This is a genomic window from Pseudomonas sp. 8O (assembly GCF_902506495.1).
GTDB lineage: Bacteria > Pseudomonadota > Gammaproteobacteria > Pseudomonadales > Pseudomonadaceae > Aquipseudomonas > Aquipseudomonas chaetocerotis.
In genome coordinates this window covers 372,931-386,624 of the sequence record NZ_LR733263.1, presented here as the reverse complement: position 1 = coordinate 386,624, position 13,694 = coordinate 372,931, and the positions used below count along the sequence as shown (strand labels likewise).

The 13,694-nt window shown below is 64.2% G+C and carries 11 protein-coding genes and 1 pseudogene; 4 read left to right on the top strand and 8 right to left on the bottom strand.

Annotated elements, in window-relative coordinates; translation table 11 throughout:
• Positions 1-43 precede the first annotated feature (43 nt).
• From speB to GV002_RS01690, 6 genes are all read right to left on the bottom strand, one after another.
• Entirely contained in the window at positions 44-1,003 is a 960-nt protein-coding gene (speB, locus tag GV002_RS01715; RefSeq protein ID WP_072424662.1) for an agmatinase, read from the bottom strand.
• Between the two features lie 170 nt (positions 1,004-1,173).
• Complete coding sequence (locus GV002_RS01710; protein ID WP_160016775.1) at positions 1,174-1,896, bottom strand: class II aldolase/adducin family protein; 723 nt, start codon at positions 1,894-1,896, stop codon at positions 1,174-1,176.
• Complete coding sequence (locus tag GV002_RS01705) at positions 1,893-3,407, bottom strand: amino acid ABC transporter permease/ATP-binding protein (protein WP_160016774.1); 1,515 nt, start codon at positions 3,405-3,407, stop codon at positions 1,893-1,895. The genes GV002_RS01710 and GV002_RS01705 overlap by 4 nt, the downstream gene beginning before the upstream one ends.
• Positions 3,408-3,535: 128 nt before the next feature.
• A complete protein-coding gene (locus tag GV002_RS01700; protein ID WP_160016773.1) occupies positions 3,536-4,342 on the bottom strand; it encodes an ABC transporter substrate-binding protein in 807 nt (268 codons plus the stop codon).
• 42 nt (positions 4,343-4,384) lie between these two features.
• Positions 4,385-5,425, bottom strand: coding sequence for an isopenicillin N synthase family dioxygenase (locus GV002_RS01695; protein ID WP_160016772.1), 1,041 nt, complete (start codon positions 5,423-5,425; stop codon positions 4,385-4,387).
• Between the two features lie 9 nt (positions 5,426-5,434).
• Positions 5,435-6,277 carry a sugar phosphate isomerase/epimerase family protein gene (locus GV002_RS01690; RefSeq protein WP_160016771.1) on the bottom strand — a complete coding sequence of 281 codons (843 nt, stop codon included), beginning with the start codon at positions 6,275-6,277 and terminating at the stop codon, positions 5,435-5,437.
• Between the two features lie 415 nt (positions 6,278-6,692).
• On the opposite strand from GV002_RS01690, the gene GV002_RS01685 reads away from it, so the two are divergent.
• From GV002_RS01685 to GV002_RS01675, 4 genes and pseudogenes are all read left to right on the top strand, one after another.
• Entirely contained in the window at positions 6,693-7,586 is an 894-nt protein-coding gene (locus GV002_RS01685) for a LysR family transcriptional regulator (protein WP_104729638.1), read from the top strand.
• Positions 7,587-7,703: 117 nt separating this feature from the next.
• Positions 7,704-7,985: pseudogene (locus tag GV002_RS24505) on the top strand (PAS domain-containing protein); the annotation flags it as partial.
• A 243-nt stretch (positions 7,986-8,228) separates the two neighbouring features.
• Entirely contained in the window at positions 8,229-9,269 is a 1,041-nt protein-coding gene (locus GV002_RS01680; protein WP_372241812.1) for a methyl-accepting chemotaxis protein, read from the top strand.
• A gap of 81 nt (positions 9,270-9,350) precedes the next feature.
• Positions 9,351-9,944, top strand: coding sequence for a tRNA-uridine aminocarboxypropyltransferase (locus tag GV002_RS01675; RefSeq protein ID WP_160016769.1), 594 nt, complete (start codon positions 9,351-9,353; stop codon positions 9,942-9,944).
• 228 nt (positions 9,945-10,172) lie between these two features.
• On the opposite strand, the gene GV002_RS01670 is transcribed toward GV002_RS01675, so the two are convergent.
• Together GV002_RS01670 and GV002_RS01665 are read right to left on the bottom strand one after the other, a co-directional pair.
• The gene (locus GV002_RS01670) at positions 10,173-11,531 is read right to left on the bottom strand and encodes an HlyD family type I secretion periplasmic adaptor subunit (RefSeq protein WP_160016768.1); all 1,359 of its coding nucleotides are present in this window, start codon (positions 11,529-11,531) and stop codon (positions 10,173-10,175) included.
• Positions 11,532-11,543: 12 nt separating this feature from the next.
• Positions 11,544-13,694 (bottom strand): type I secretion system permease/ATPase, encoded by a 2,151-nt coding sequence (locus GV002_RS01665; RefSeq protein ID WP_160016957.1) that lies wholly within the window; start codon positions 13,692-13,694, stop codon positions 11,544-11,546.

Here is a 13,694-nt window from a genome sequence, read left to right as displayed (position 1 = left end):
GGCGCCTCGCGGGGCGCCCGGGCGGAGCAGTAAAAGCCGGCGGTCAGCGACGCTGAACCCCCGGAAGCACGCAGAGCATTTCGTACAGCAGGTTGGCGCCGAGCAACGAGGTGTTGCCGGTGGTGTCGTAGGGCGGCGAGACCTCCACCAGATCGCCACCGATCAGGTCCAGACCCTGGCAACCACGGATGATCTCGATGGCCTGGATGGTGGTCAGACCGCCGATTTCCGGGGTGCCGGTGCCGGGCGCCCAGGCCGGGTCGATGCCGTCGATGTCGAACGACAGGTACACCGGGCCGCCGCCGACCTTCTCGCGCACTTCGGCCATCAGCGGCTCCAGCGACTTGTGCCAGCACTCCTCGGCCTGCACCACACGGAAGCCCTGCTTGCGGCTCCAGTTGAAGTCCTCGGCGGTGTAGCCCTGGGCGCGCAGGCCGATCTGCACCACACGCTGGCTGTCGAGCAGGCCTTCTTCCTGGGCGCGACGGAAGGTGGTGCCGTGGGCGATCTTCTCACCGAACATATGATCGTTGACGTCGGCGTGGGCGTCGATATGCACCAGTCCGATCTTGCCGTACTTCTTGTGCAGGGCACGCAGGATCGGCAGGGTGATGGTGTGGTCGCCACCCAGGGTCAGCGGCTTGATGCCGAGTTCGACGATCTCGTCGTAGGCCTCCTCGATGATGCGCACGGCGTCGAGCAGGTTGAAGGTGTTGATCGCCACGTCGCCGATATCGGCCACGTTCAGTGAGTCGAAGGGGGCGGCACCGGTGGCCATGTTGTACGGGCGGATCATCACCGACTGGGCGCGGATCTCGCGCGGGCCGAAGCGGGTGCCGGAGCGCAGCGAGGTGCCGATGTCCAGCGGCACGCCGACGAAGGCGGCGTCGAGCTGGCGTTTTTCCTCGGGGCTCTGGATATGCGGCAGGCGCATCATGGTGGCGATGCCGCCGAAGCGGGGCATTTCATTGCCGCCCAGGGGCTGGTGGAAGGTCTTGTCCATGGGTGGGCCTCAGGCTCGTTCTGGTTGTGGCCGGAGTCTTGACCGGCCAGGCGCTGGGAAAAATCGGCTGGGGCAAAAACTTACTTCAGAATTGTTTGAAGTAAAGCTGTAAGCCCCGTGCCAGCTGCGTTGACTGGCGGCGCAAATGATCCAGGTGCGCACAGCGCACCCTACTGTTGGTAGCTGGGGTCGAGGCGATCGAGCTTGCGCAGCCAGGCCTGCCACAGCAGTTGGCGCTGCCATTGCGCGCCCTGTAGTTGCTCGCAGGCATGCTGCGACAGGTGCGCCGGAATCTCGCTGCAGGGCTGGCCACCGCCGGTGGCGGCGAGCTGGATCTCGCAGGCGCGGTTCAGGTAATACATGACGTAGAAGGCGTCGGCCACGCTGGCGCCGACGCTGAGCAGGCCATGGTGGCGCAGCAGCAGGGCAATGTTTTCGCCCAGCGAGGCCTGGATGCGCGCACGTTCGTCCAGATCCAGTGCCACGCCCTCGTAGGCGTGGTAGCCCAGGCGCTGGTGAAACTCGGTGCTGATCTGGTTGAGCTGCAGCAGGCCGGCGTCTTGCGCCGCCACCGCCATGCCGGCCAGGGTATGGGTGTGGATCACGCAATGGGCGTCGTCGCGGGCCATGTGCACGGCGCTGTGGATGGTGAAACCGGCGACGTTGTAGTCGGCGTTGCCCTCGACCACCTTGCCGTGCATGTCCACCACGATCAGGTCGCTGGCGCGAATTTCCTCGAAGAACAGGCCGAAGGGGTTGATCAGAAAACGCGGCTCGCCGTCGCCCGGAAGACGCACGGAAAAGTGCGTGTAGAGGGTATCGTCCCAGCCGAACAGGGCAGCCAGGCGGTAGGCCGCAGCCAGGTCGCGGCGCAGGGTGGCGATATCGTTCATGCGTTCTCCAGGCCAATGAAGCGGCGTACGCGTTGGTGGTCGCCGGTGCGGATGGCGTCGGGCGAGGCGTCGAGCTGGACAAGACCGTCTTCCATGAACAGCACGCGGTCGGAGATCGACAGGGCGAAGTCCATCTCGTGGGTGACGATCAGCATGGTCATGCCTTCGCGGGCCAGGTCGCGGATCACCGCGAGCACGTCGCCCACCAGTTCCGGGTCAAGCGCCGAAGTGGGCTCGTCGAACAGCATGATGTCCGGCCGCATGGCCAGGGCGCGGGCGATGGCCACGCGCTGTTGCTGGCCGCCGGAGAGCTGGTGCGGATACTTGTCCGCGTGGGCCAGCAGGCCGACCTTGTTGAGCAGCGCCAGGGCTTGCCGGCGCAGTTCGGCGGTATCACCCAGGCCGTGATAGCGCGGCGCGAGCAGGACGTTGTCAAGAATGGTGCGGTGCGGGAACAGGTTGAAACTCTGGAACACCATGCCGATGCGCCGCACACCTTCGCGCTGGCGGCGGTTCTCGGGGCGGTCGCCGGCCTGGATGAAACTCTCGCCGAACAGCACGATCTCGCCTTCGTCGATACTTTCCAGACCGTTGACGGTACGAATCAGCGAGGTCTTGCCGGAGCCGGACGGGCCGATGATGGAAATCACCTCGCCAGGCTGCACGCTCAGGTCGATGCCCTTGAGCACATGGTGGTCGCCGTAGTGCTTGTGGATGTTGCTCAGGTACAGCGCCGCCGGCGTGCCTGGCTCACGAACCCGGGCGTTGCCGGTCGCCACCTGTGGCAGGCCGCTGCGCAGCTTGGCCACCTGGGCGTCGGCGAGGGTGCCGGGTTTACGCCGGCCAAGGTCGAGATGGCGCTCCAGGTACTGCAGGCCCCAGCCGAACAGGCTGACGATCAGCACGTAGTACACGGCCACGGCGCCGAGGGTTTCCAGCACCAGGAAGTTCTGCGCGTAAAGGCGCTGGCCGACCAGCAGCAGTTCGCTGAGGGAAATCACCGAGACCAGCGAGGTCAGCTTGACGATGGTCACGTACTCGTTGGTCAGGGTCGGCAGGGCGATGCGAAAGGCCTGCGGCACGACGATCAGGCGCTGGGTGCCAAGCCGGCCAATACCCAGGGCACGGGCGGCCTCGCGCTGCCCTTTGGCTACCGACAACAAGCCACCACGGTGGATTTCCGCCATGTACGCCGCCTCGGTCAGTACCAGGGCGAACAGACCGGCGTAGAACGGATTGGACAATACCTTGCCGCTGGCCGGGATGAGCTGCGGCAGGTTGTAGACGAAGATCAACAGTACCAACAGCGGCACGCTGCGGAAGAACCAGACGTAGATCGCGGCCGGTGCGCTGAGCCAGCGACTGGCGGCTTGCTTGGCACTGGCCAGGCCGAAGCCGAGCACCAGGCCGAGCAGCCAGGCCAGGCTGCTGAGTTTCACCACCGTCCAGCACGCCGCCCAGAAGGCCGGCATGGAAAACAGGGAGAAGAAATAGCTCCATTCAAACGGCATATGGGGCACCTGTGACTCAAGCCGAAAAGTGGCAGGCCGGATCAAGGATCGGCCTGTGGGGTGAAGCGGTCATTCAACGCAGCGGCCGTGGGCGAGTCATGACGATATGACTCGCCCACGGACTTACCTCAAGCTTCTTCCAGGTTGTATTTCTTCAGCAGTTCGGCGTATTCGCCGCTGGCCTTGAAGTCGTCCAGCGCGGCTTTCAGGGCGTCGAGCAGTTGGGTATTGCCCTTCTTCACGTAGATGCCCAGTACCTGCGGGTAGATCGAACCCTTGGAGCTGATGGCGATGCGGCCCCGGGATTTTTCGACGATCAGCAGCGAGGCGGCGTCGATCTCCAGGTGCGCCTGGATATGGCCGGAGAGCAGCGCCTGGGAGGTTTCCGAGGTGGTCGGGTACTGGTTGATGGTGATGGCGCCGGCGCCCTGTTCCTTGCAGTAGCCGTCGGAAACCTTCTGCAGTGCCGGAATCCACGAAGTGCCCTGTTGCAGGCCGACGGTCAGGCCGCACAGCTCTTCGGGGGTGGCCGGTTTCTTCTCGGCGTCACTGCGCACCATGATCGCTGCGCCGGTCTTGGCGTAGGGAATGGCGTCGGCTTTCTCCAGGCGCTCGGGGAGGATGTACATGCCGGAAATGATGGTGTCGAAGCGGCCGGCGTCGAGGCCGAGGATCAGGTTGGGAAAGGTGATGTCGTTGAAGCTCGCGCTCAGCCCTAAACGCTTGGCCAGAGCCGCCGACACTTCCGGGTCGAAGCCTTTCACCTTGTCGCCTTCGTAGTATTCGAACGGTGGGTAGGTAATTTCCATGCCCACCTTCAGCTCGCCGCTGGCAATAGTCTTGGGCGTTTCGGCGGCGTTGGCGGTGGCGAACAGTCCGGCGAGGGTGCAGGCCAGAGCCAGGGTGGTGGTGCGCAGCGGTTTACGGGTTGTCATTGTTAATCTCCGGATCAGGGCTTGTATTGGCAGCGTGGAAAGTCACAGCGCGCTCGGCTGGTGCTTCAGGTGGCCGAAGCTGGACGGTGCGCGGGCGCGTTCGGGCAGCTGCAACTGGCCGTCCTCGACGCGCTTCTTCAGGTATTGGTAGGTTTGCAGCGCCTGGCTCCACATGTGCTCGCCGATGCTGATGGCCTCGTAGCGCTGGCCGGCGGCCTCGAACTGCGGCAGCGGGCGGATCTGCGTGTGGTAGTCGCAGGCATAGAAGAATGGGAAGGAGTAGCGCTCCTGGCTGACCTTGCGCACGCGGTGCGAAGTGGCGACGAAGGTGCCGGCGCTCATCACCTCGAGCATGTCGCCGATGTTGACGACGAAGGTGCCTTCGCGCGGCGGGGCGTCGATCCACTGGCCGAGGTCGTTCATTACCTCCAGCCCCGGACGGTCGGCGAGCAGGATGGTGAAGCACTCGTAATCGGTGTGGGCGCCGATGCCGGGTGCATCCTGGGCGTCGCCGTCGAAGGGGTAGTGGATCAGGCGCAGCTTCGACGGCGGGAAGTTGGCCATCTCGTCGAAGGTGTTTTCCGGCACGCCGAGAGCCAGGGCGAAGCCGCGGAACAGCGTGCGGCCGAGCTGGAAGATGCGCGCGTAGTAGGCCTGCACTGCCTCCTTGAAATTAGGCAGAGTGGGCCAGTCGTTGGGCCCCAGCAGCGGCGTGCCGGCCAGCACCAGCGGGTTGTCGGCGGGGACTTCGAAGCCGATGTCGAAGGCTTCCTTGTGGTCCGGCTTGCCGGCGCCGTAGCGCTCCTCGCCCTCGGGCACGAAGCCCTTGTGGCTGGCCGAGGCGCCGATGTAGTGGCGCATCTTGTCGTCCAGCGATTGCGCGAAGTAGTCCTCGGCGGCGTGGTGCAGCCCGTCGACCAGGGGCTGCTCGATGCCGTGACCACTGATGTAGAGAAAGCCCACCTCGCGTGCGGCGCGGCCCAGTTCTTCGGCCACGGCCAGGCGTGTGGCCGGGTCGCTGCTGAGCAGGCCAGCGATGTCGACCACGGGGATTTCGGTGAAATGCTTGGCGTTGGTGTTCATCACGGTTCCTCAGCGACTGGTGAAACGGTGGAAGTGCTGGCGCTCGCAACGCGCCATCCACTGGTTGAGCTGCCACAGGTCGGCCACTGGCACATCGGTGAAGGGCAGGTGGTGCAGGTAGCCGTCCGGGCCGAATTCTGGCGTCAGGGTGGTGATCTGCAGGCCGCGCTTCTCCTGGCTGCTCCAGATGCTCTCCCAGTGGCGTTGATGGAAGGCCAGCACCTCGGCGTACTCCGGTGCGCCGGGGTGCGGCACCTGCGGGCCCTGGTCATAGCCGACGCGGGCCTGGATGTGGTCGACCCGCTCGATGAAGGCGGACAGGTCGTCGGCGGGGTCGTCGAGCAGGCGCTCGCAGGTCACCAGCCAGTGGCTGATGTCGCTGGTGAAGCGCAGTTCGGGGACCTGACGGATCACGTCCAGCGTGACCCAGGGGCTGTACAGGGAACGGCCGCGATGAATTTCGAAACAGACGTGAAGGCCGCAGGCCAAGGCCAGTTCGGCGGCGCGACCGAAGAAATCGACCTGTTCGCTCAGCGCCCAGCGATCATTGCCGGGCAGTACGTTGACCAGGCGTGGGCTCAGCTCAGCGGCCCAGTCGAGCTTCATGCGCAGGTCTTCGAGGTGTACCTGCGGGCTATCGCTCTGGCGCGGCAGAACCGGCGTGGAGGTGAACAGGGTGGCGATATAGGGGACGTTCTGCTCGCGCAGCAGACGGGCATTGATGGCGCGCTGCGCGGCGGTCTCGGGGATGCGCGCTTCGATACCGTCGAAGCCGGCACCGAGCGCTTCGTCGAGCGCTTGCTGCCAACTGCCGCGATAACCCCAGAGGGTGCGGAAGATTTCCAGTCGCATGGCCGTCTCCTGGAGAGGGCGAAGGTCAGCGGCAGATTGGCAAGGGGCGTGGTGTGGCGCCCGGTGGCGGACGATTCGAGTCGGCGCCTGGTTATGGCAGCATTGTTGGCTCAGCCTGCGAGTGGGTTAAATCGCATCGAACAAATACTTAGTTCAGTGATTGCTGAACTATTGATACGCCATGCGCTGCCCCGGATTTCATCCGTGCTACGACGCTATCGGCCCGTAGGGTGCGCCGCGCGCACCATGAGTTTCGCGGGTCGTGGCTTGGAACAGGGGGGTGTAGGAGCGGCTTCAGCCGCGATATTCGCGGATAAATCCGCTCCTACAATAGCCCGAACGAAGCGCTGCCCTGGATGCCGGCGGTGCTGGTATGACGCTACACTGGCGCTCCGTTGATCTGCCGTGCGCCGCCATGTCCCTCGCTTTACCCGATCTGAAACTGCTGAAGATCTTCGTCGCCGTGGTGCGTCATCAGGGCTTCGCCGCCGCGCAGCAGGAACTCAATCTTTCCACGTCGGCCATCAGTACCTACATGAGCCAATTGGAAAGTCAGCTCGGCATCGTGCTCTGCCATCGCGGCCGTGGCGGCTTCAGCCTGACCAGCAAGGGCGAGTTGTTTCACCAGGAAACCTTGCGCCTGCTCGGCGAACTGGAAGGTTTCGAGCGTTACTCGGCAGCGCTCAAGGGCGAGTTGCGCGGCACCCTCAACCTCGGTGTGCTGGACTCCACAGTCAGCGATCCGGCCCTGCCGCTGGCCGAGGTGATCGGCGCCTACAGCCAGGAGCACCCGGGCGTGCACCTGCACCTGTCGGTGATGAGCCCTTATGAGCTGCAGCTGGCGGTGCTGGACAACCGCCTGGACCTGGCCATCGGCGCCTTTTCCACGCGCATGAACGGGCTGGTCTACCAGCCGCTGTACCGCGAGCAGCACTGGCTGTATTGCAGCGAGCGGCATGCGTTGTTCGAGCAGAGGCGAATCCCCGAGGAGCTGATCACCCAGCAGCGCATGGTCGGTCGTGGCTACTGGAGCCAGGCCGAACTGGCCCGTCATGGTTTCAAGCACAGTGCGGCTACCGTGGAGTCGATGGAGGCGCAGCTGATTCTGGTGCTCTCAGGCGCCTACATCGGCTATTTGCCGGAGCACTACGCCCAGCCCTGGGTGGATCACGGCAAGCTGCGGGTATTGCTGCCAGCGGTATTTGGCTACCAGGCACCGTTCTCGCTGATCCTGCGCCGGGGACGTACTCGCGAGCCACTGATTCAGACTTTTCGCGACTTGCTCAAGACGCAACTGAATCAAATCTGAAACAGGGTCGTCTTTCTCCTTCGAAAGGCTTAGAGCCCACAACTGGCGCGGTTATTAGGCTGTGCTAGTACTTATCCATACGTCTGTACCAACATCAATTCGAACAGGGAAGCCTCGATGCGCCAGAACCTGCCCGTGACTCAGCGGGAAAGAACCTTCCCCGCTGATGAACGCCTGATTTCCACCACCGACCTCAACAGCAAGATCACCTACTGCAACGACGCCTTCGTCGAGATCAGCGGCTTCACCCGCGAGGAGCTGGTCGGCCAGCCGCACAATCTCGTGCGCCATCCGGACATGCCGCCGGCGGTATTCGGCCATATGTGGGACACCATCAAGCAGGGCAAACCCTGGATGGGCATCGTCAAGAATCGTTCGAAGAATGGCGATTTCTACTGGGTCAGTGCCTACGTCACGCCCGTCTACGAGAACGGCCGGGTTTCGGGCTACGAGTCGGTACGCTCACTACCAACCGAGGCCCAGAAGCGTCGCGCCGAAGCGCTTTATGCCCGGCTGCGGGCTGGCAAATCACCCGTGCCGAAGCTGGAATACTGGACGTACGATGTGGTGCGTTCCTGGCCGCTGATCGCCGCGTCGCTGCTGATCCTCGCGGCGCACTGGGTGGTCTCTGGCTGGCCGCTGATGGTTTTTATCGTGCTGACGCTGTTCGCGCTGGGTTCCTACCAGCTTTATCGGACCCGGCAGCTGATCCGCCGCACGCTGGCCGAGCATCCGAAAGCCTTTACCAGCGGCCTGGTGGCGCTGACCTACAGCGACAACCGTGGCGCACAGGCGTTGCTGGATATGGCGATGATCAGTGAGGAGGCGCGACTGCAGACGGCGTTGACGCGGCTGGAAGATGCTGGCGAGAACGTCAAGAAGCGCGCCACGCAGTCCGCCGAGTTGTCGCAATCCAGCGCACAGATGCTCGATCAACAGCGTGCCGAGACCGATCAATCGGCCACGGCCATCAACCAGATGGCGGCGACCATTCAGGAAGTTGCACACAACGTGCAGAACACCTCGCATGCTGCCGAAGAGGCTGATCGCCTGGCACGTGAGGGGCGCGATCTGGCTGTAGGTAGCCTCGATTCCATGCGCCAGATGGCCAAGGCGGTCAACGATATTGGCCAGGCAGTCAACGAGCTGGCCAACTCCACGCAGTCCATCGGCAGTGTGGCCGACGTGATCACCTCGATTGCCGAGCAGACCAACCTGCTGGCGCTCAACGCCGCCATCGAGGCCGCGCGGGCAGGGGAGCAGGGCCGCGGTTTCGCGGTAGTGGCCGATGAAGTGCGTTCGCTGGCTTCGCGTACGCGCCAGTCCACCGAGCAGATTCACCAGATCATCGCCGACTTGCGTGCAGGGGCCGAGCGTGCGGTGGTCACGGCGGGCAAGGGCGAGGACATTTCCCGCGGCAGTGTGCAGAGCGTGGAGTCGGTACGCGACGCGCTGGAGGGCATCAGCTCGGCAGTGACGCGCATCACCAGCATGAGCCAGCAGATGGCGGCGGCTTCCGAAGAGCAGAGCCACGTGGCCGAGGACATCAGCCGGCAGATCACGCGTATTGCCCAGCTTTCCGATCACAGTGCCGGGCAGGCGCATCAGGGCGCGGCCATCAGCCGCGAGCTGGAGGAAATGGCCGATTACCTGCACAGTCTTGCGGAGCGCTTCAACCGCTGATCCCTGGCCCGGATGCAGTCTGGGGGGCCCGGATTGCATCCGGGCTACGCGAGTTCGAGGTGTTCTGGCACACTGCGCGGCATGCCTCGTCCGACCTGCTCCCGCTGCCAGCGCCCGCTTGGCCACTGTCTCTGCCCGCTGATTCCCGACCTCGAGAGTCGTACTCGTGTGCTTATCCTGCAGCACCCGAGCGAAGTCGGTCATGCCCTCAATACCGCTCGTCTGGCTGCGCTTGGGCTGCGCAATGCCGAGTTGCGCGTCGGTGAGGTATTTGCTGATCTACCGCAATTGCTCGCGCAGCCTGATTATCGAGCCTGCCTGCTGTTTCCAGGTGAAGAGGCTGTCGCCCTGACAGGCTACGCGTCCAAGGAGAAACCGCTGCTGTTGGTAGTGCCCGACGGTACCTGGCGCAAGGCGCGCAAACTGCTGCACCTCAATCCGTCGCTGATGGCATTGCCGCGAGTCAGCCTGAGCGCCGCAGCACCCTCGCGCTACCGACTGCGCAAGGCCCCGGCAGAAGGGGCGCTGTCGACCATCGAAGCGATCGTTGCCGCGCTGGATGTGCTTGAGGCACCGCAGAGTTTCGATGCATTGCTACGGCCCTTCGATGCGTTGATCGAAGGCCAGATCGCGGCGATGGGGGAAGAGGTGTTCATCCGCAATCACCTGCGTTAACGAGGTGCGCACGGCGCACCCTACGCGCGTAGCCGTGGCAGATCTATAAGGGTGAAGGCATGTAGGGTGCGCCGCGCGCACCGGCTTTTGATGAATGCTACGGTTTGGGCTCGGTACGTATGGCGCATCTGGCGATGTCGCGTAGCCCGGATGAAATCCGGGATTGATTGTCGAGACGCATAACCTCCCCGGATTTCATCCGGGCTACACAGCATGCACAACAGGTATTCAACGCTCGCGCATGGCTTCCGAGCGGGCCTTGAGTACGGGTTTGAGCAGGTAGGCCAGTACGCTCTTCTCGCCAGTGATGATGTCCACCGTGGCGACCATGCCGGGGATGATCAGCAGTGGCTGTTCCTCGCTACCGAGGTGGCTTTTGTCGGTGCGCACATGGATCAGGTAGAAGCTGTTGCCTTCCTCGTCGGTGATGGTGTCGGCGCTGATCAGTTCGAGGTTGGCCTTGAGTCCGCCGTAGATGGTGTAGTCGTAGGCAGTGAACTTGACCATGGCTTTCTGGCCCGGATGCAGGAAGGCCACGTCCTGCGGGCGGACCTTGGCCTCGATCAGCAGGCTGTCGTCCAGCGGCACGATCTCCAGCATGTCGCTGCCCGGCTGCACCACGCCACCGATGGTGTTGACCTTGAGCTGCTTGATCACCCCACGCACCGGCGAGGTGACGGTGGTACGGGTCACCTTGTCCTGGATGGCAACGCTGGTGGCGGTGATCTTCTTCAGTTCGGTGCGTAATTCGTTGAGCTCCTTGAAGGCCTCGGCGCGGAATGCCAGCTCGGACTCTTCCATCTTGCTCCTGATCTCGCTCATCGCCGCTTCGGCGCGCGGGATGGCCAGGTTGGTGGCCTCCAGCGAGCCGCGTACTTCCACCACGCTGCGGCGCAGACGCAACACCTCGACCTCGGAAATGGCGCCCGAGGCCACCAGGGGTTGCGACATGTTCAGCTCCTGCTGCAACAGGCCGAGGCTGGAACGGTATTGCTGGGCCTTGGAGCGAAATTCGGCGAGTTCCTGCTCCTTCTGCCGCAGTTGCTCGCCCAGGGTGCGTTGCTCGCTGCGCAAGCGCTGCTGGCGCGAGCGGTACAGGGCCAATTGATCTTCGGCCAGCTGTGGCGCGTCGCGGGTGATTTCCTCGGGCAGCTGCGGTTCGCGCCCTTCGGCCTCTGCGCTCAGTCGTTCGAGACGGGCGATCAGTGCCAGTCTATCCGCTTCGGTTTCCCCGCGATTGGATAGAAAACGTGTGTCATCCAGCCGCAGCAGGGTATCGCCCTTGTTTACCACCTGGCCTTCGCGCACAAAGATCTCACTGACGATGCCGCCCTCCAGGTTCTGGATCACCTGCACCTTGCTCGACGGGATGGCCTTGCCTTCGCCGGTGGTGACCTCTTCCAGCACGGCGAAATTCGCCCAGACCAGCGCTGCCAGCAGGCAGGCGCTGACCACCCAGATCGTGGCGCGGCTGAGCCAGGGCGAGTCTTCCAGAATGGCACCTTCGACTTCCGGCATGAACTCGGTGTCCTGACGTTTCTCGCGCAGGCTGCTGAAGTAGTTGCCAAGGCTCTGGGTCGCTTGCATCGCTCGTCGCTCCTACAGGCTGGCCGGGCCGACGCGGCCCTTGCGCAAGGCTTCGATCACCGCTTCCTTCGGCCCGTCCGCTACCACATGGCCGTTGTCCAGCACGGCCAGGCGATCCACCAGGCTGAGCATGGAGGCGCGATGGGTGATGAGGATCAGCGTCTTGCCCTGCACCCACTTGTGCAGGCGCTGGCGCAGCAGGTCTTCGCTGGTGTTGTCCATGGCGCTGGTGGGTTCGTCGAGCACCAGGATTGGCGGGTCGAGCAACAGTGCGCGGGCCAGCAACACGGCCTGGCGCTGGCCACCGGACAGCAACTGGCCGCGTTCGCCTACCGGGCGTTCGAAACCCTGCGGATGCTGGCGTGCCAGGTCCACCACGCCGGTGAGCTCGGCGACTTCGAGCATGCGCGCGTCGCTGATGTAACGGGCGCCGAGGGTCAGGTTGTCGCGCAGACTGCCGGCCAGCAGTGGCAGATCGTGGGCGACGTAGCCGATCTGGTGGCGCAGGTCCGCGACGTCGAGTTGGCGCAGGTCAAGGTTGTCGAGCAGGATCTGCCCCTCGTCGGCACTGTAGAAGGCCATCAGTAGCCGCGCCAGAGTGCTCTTGCCCGAACCGCTGCGACCGATGATGCCGAGGCGCTCGCCAGCGCCCAGGCGCAGGCTGACGTTGGTCAGCGCCGGTGCGCTCTGCTCGGGGTAGGTGAAGCTGATCTGCCGGATTTCCAGGGCGCCCTTGAGCTGGGTGCGATCCAGCGGCCGCTGCTTGTCCTGACGCTCCTGCGGCAGGGCCATCAGGGCATCGGTGCTGGTCATGGTCAGGCGTGCCTGCTGGTAGCGGGTGATCAGCCCGGCGATCTGTCCCAGTGGGGCGAGGATGCGGCTGCCGAGCATGTAGCAGGCCACCAGCGCACCGACACTGAGGTTGCCGGCGATGATCAGATAGACCCCGGCGACTATGGTGGCCATGCCGGCGAACTGCTGCAGGAACAGGGTGCCATTGGTGGCCAGCGAGGCGAGGAATTTTGCATGGCCGTCCAGACGAGTGAGGGCGCCATGGGTTTGCTCCCATTGGTGCTGGCGCTCGCTTTCGGCGCCACAGGCCTTGAGCGTTTCCAGGCCACCGAGGGTTTCGATCAGCAGCGCCTGGCGTTGCGAGCCGAGCTGCAGGCTCTTCTGCACGGTATCGCGCAGGCGAATCTGGATAACGTAGGCGAACAACGCGGTGATCGGGAAGGCCAGCAGCGGGATGAATACCAGCGGCCCGCCGATCAGCCCGATCACCAGCAGCATCAACAGGGAGAAAGGCAGGTCGATCAGGCTGGTCAGCGTGACCGCAGTGAGAAAATCGCGCAGTCCCTGAAAATCATGGATGCTTTGCGCGAAGCCGCCCACGGTGGCCGGTCGTGCCTTCATCGACATGCCGGTGATGCGCTCGAACAAGGTGGCCGACAGCACCACATCGGTCTTCTTGCCTGCGGTATCGAGCAGGTGTGCGCGCAGCACCTTGAGCAGCAGTTCGAAGCCGGTACCGATAAACAGACCAATGGCCAACACCCAGAGTGTCGCGGTCGCCTGGTTGGGCACCACGCGGTCGTAGGTTTGCATCACGAACAGCGGCACCATAAGGCCCAGCAGGTTGATCAGCAGGCTGGCCAGGACGGCATCGGTGTAGAGCCAGCGCGACAGCTTGAGGGTGTCGCGGAACCAGGCTTCGATGCGGGGCACCAGCGGTGTGCGGGCCTCCTCCAGCTGATGTCGCGGGCGGGCAAAAAAGGCCCTGCCGCTGTACTCGGCGGCCAGTTGTTCACGGCTGACCCATTGTTCGCCGCCATCGGTCTCGCAGGGCAGGATCTGCGCCTGCTGCTTCGGCCCCCACTGGCGCAAGACCGCACAGCGACCGTCCTTGAGCAACAGCAGGACGGGCAGGTTGAGGGCGGAAATGCTGGCAAGGTCGCGCTGCAGCAGGCGACCCTGCAGCCCGGCCCGTGCCGCAGCACGCGGCAGCAGGTCGGGGCTCATGCGTTGCTCCGGCATGGGCAGGCCAGCGCTGAGGGTGCCACGGCTGGCCGAGCAGCCGTGTAGCCGGCAGAGGATCAACAAACCATCCAGCAGCGGATCGTCGTGGCTGAGTCGCGGGTCACTGGCCGCCCCTGGCAGTTCCAT

Coding starts and splice junctions, on each gene's coding strand:
- GV002_RS01710 (WP_160016775.1), bottom strand. CDS start 1,896: ATGAACGATATCGCCACCCTGCGCCGCGACCTGGCTGCGGCCTACCGC.
- GV002_RS01670 (WP_160016768.1), bottom strand. CDS start 11,531: ATGCAAGCGACCCAGAGCCTTGGCAACTACTTCAGCAGCCTGCGCGAG.
- GV002_RS01700 (WP_160016773.1), bottom strand. CDS start 4,342: ATGACAACCCGTAAACCGCTGCGCACCACCACCCTGGCTCTGGCCTGC.
- GV002_RS01675 (WP_160016769.1), top strand. CDS start 9,351: ATGCCTCGTCCGACCTGCTCCCGCTGCCAGCGCCCGCTTGGCCACTGT.
- speB (WP_072424662.1), bottom strand. CDS start 1,003: ATGGACAAGACCTTCCACCAGCCCCTGGGCGGCAATGAAATGCCCCGC.
- GV002_RS01690 (WP_160016771.1), bottom strand. CDS start 6,277: ATGCGACTGGAAATCTTCCGCACCCTCTGGGGTTATCGCGGCAGTTGG.
- GV002_RS01695 (WP_160016772.1), bottom strand. CDS start 5,425: ATGAACACCAACGCCAAGCATTTCACCGAAATCCCCGTGGTCGACATC.
- GV002_RS01705 (WP_160016774.1), bottom strand. CDS start 3,407: ATGCCGTTTGAATGGAGCTATTTCTTCTCCCTGTTTTCCATGCCGGCC.
- GV002_RS01680 (WP_372241812.1), top strand. CDS start 8,229: ATGGTTTTTATCGTGCTGACGCTGTTCGCGCTGGGTTCCTACCAGCTT.
- GV002_RS01685 (WP_104729638.1), top strand. CDS start 6,693: ATGTCCCTCGCTTTACCCGATCTGAAACTGCTGAAGATCTTCGTCGCC.
- GV002_RS01665 (WP_160016957.1), bottom strand. CDS start 13,694: ATGGAACTGCCAGGGGCGGCCAGTGACCCGCGACTCAGCCACGACGAT.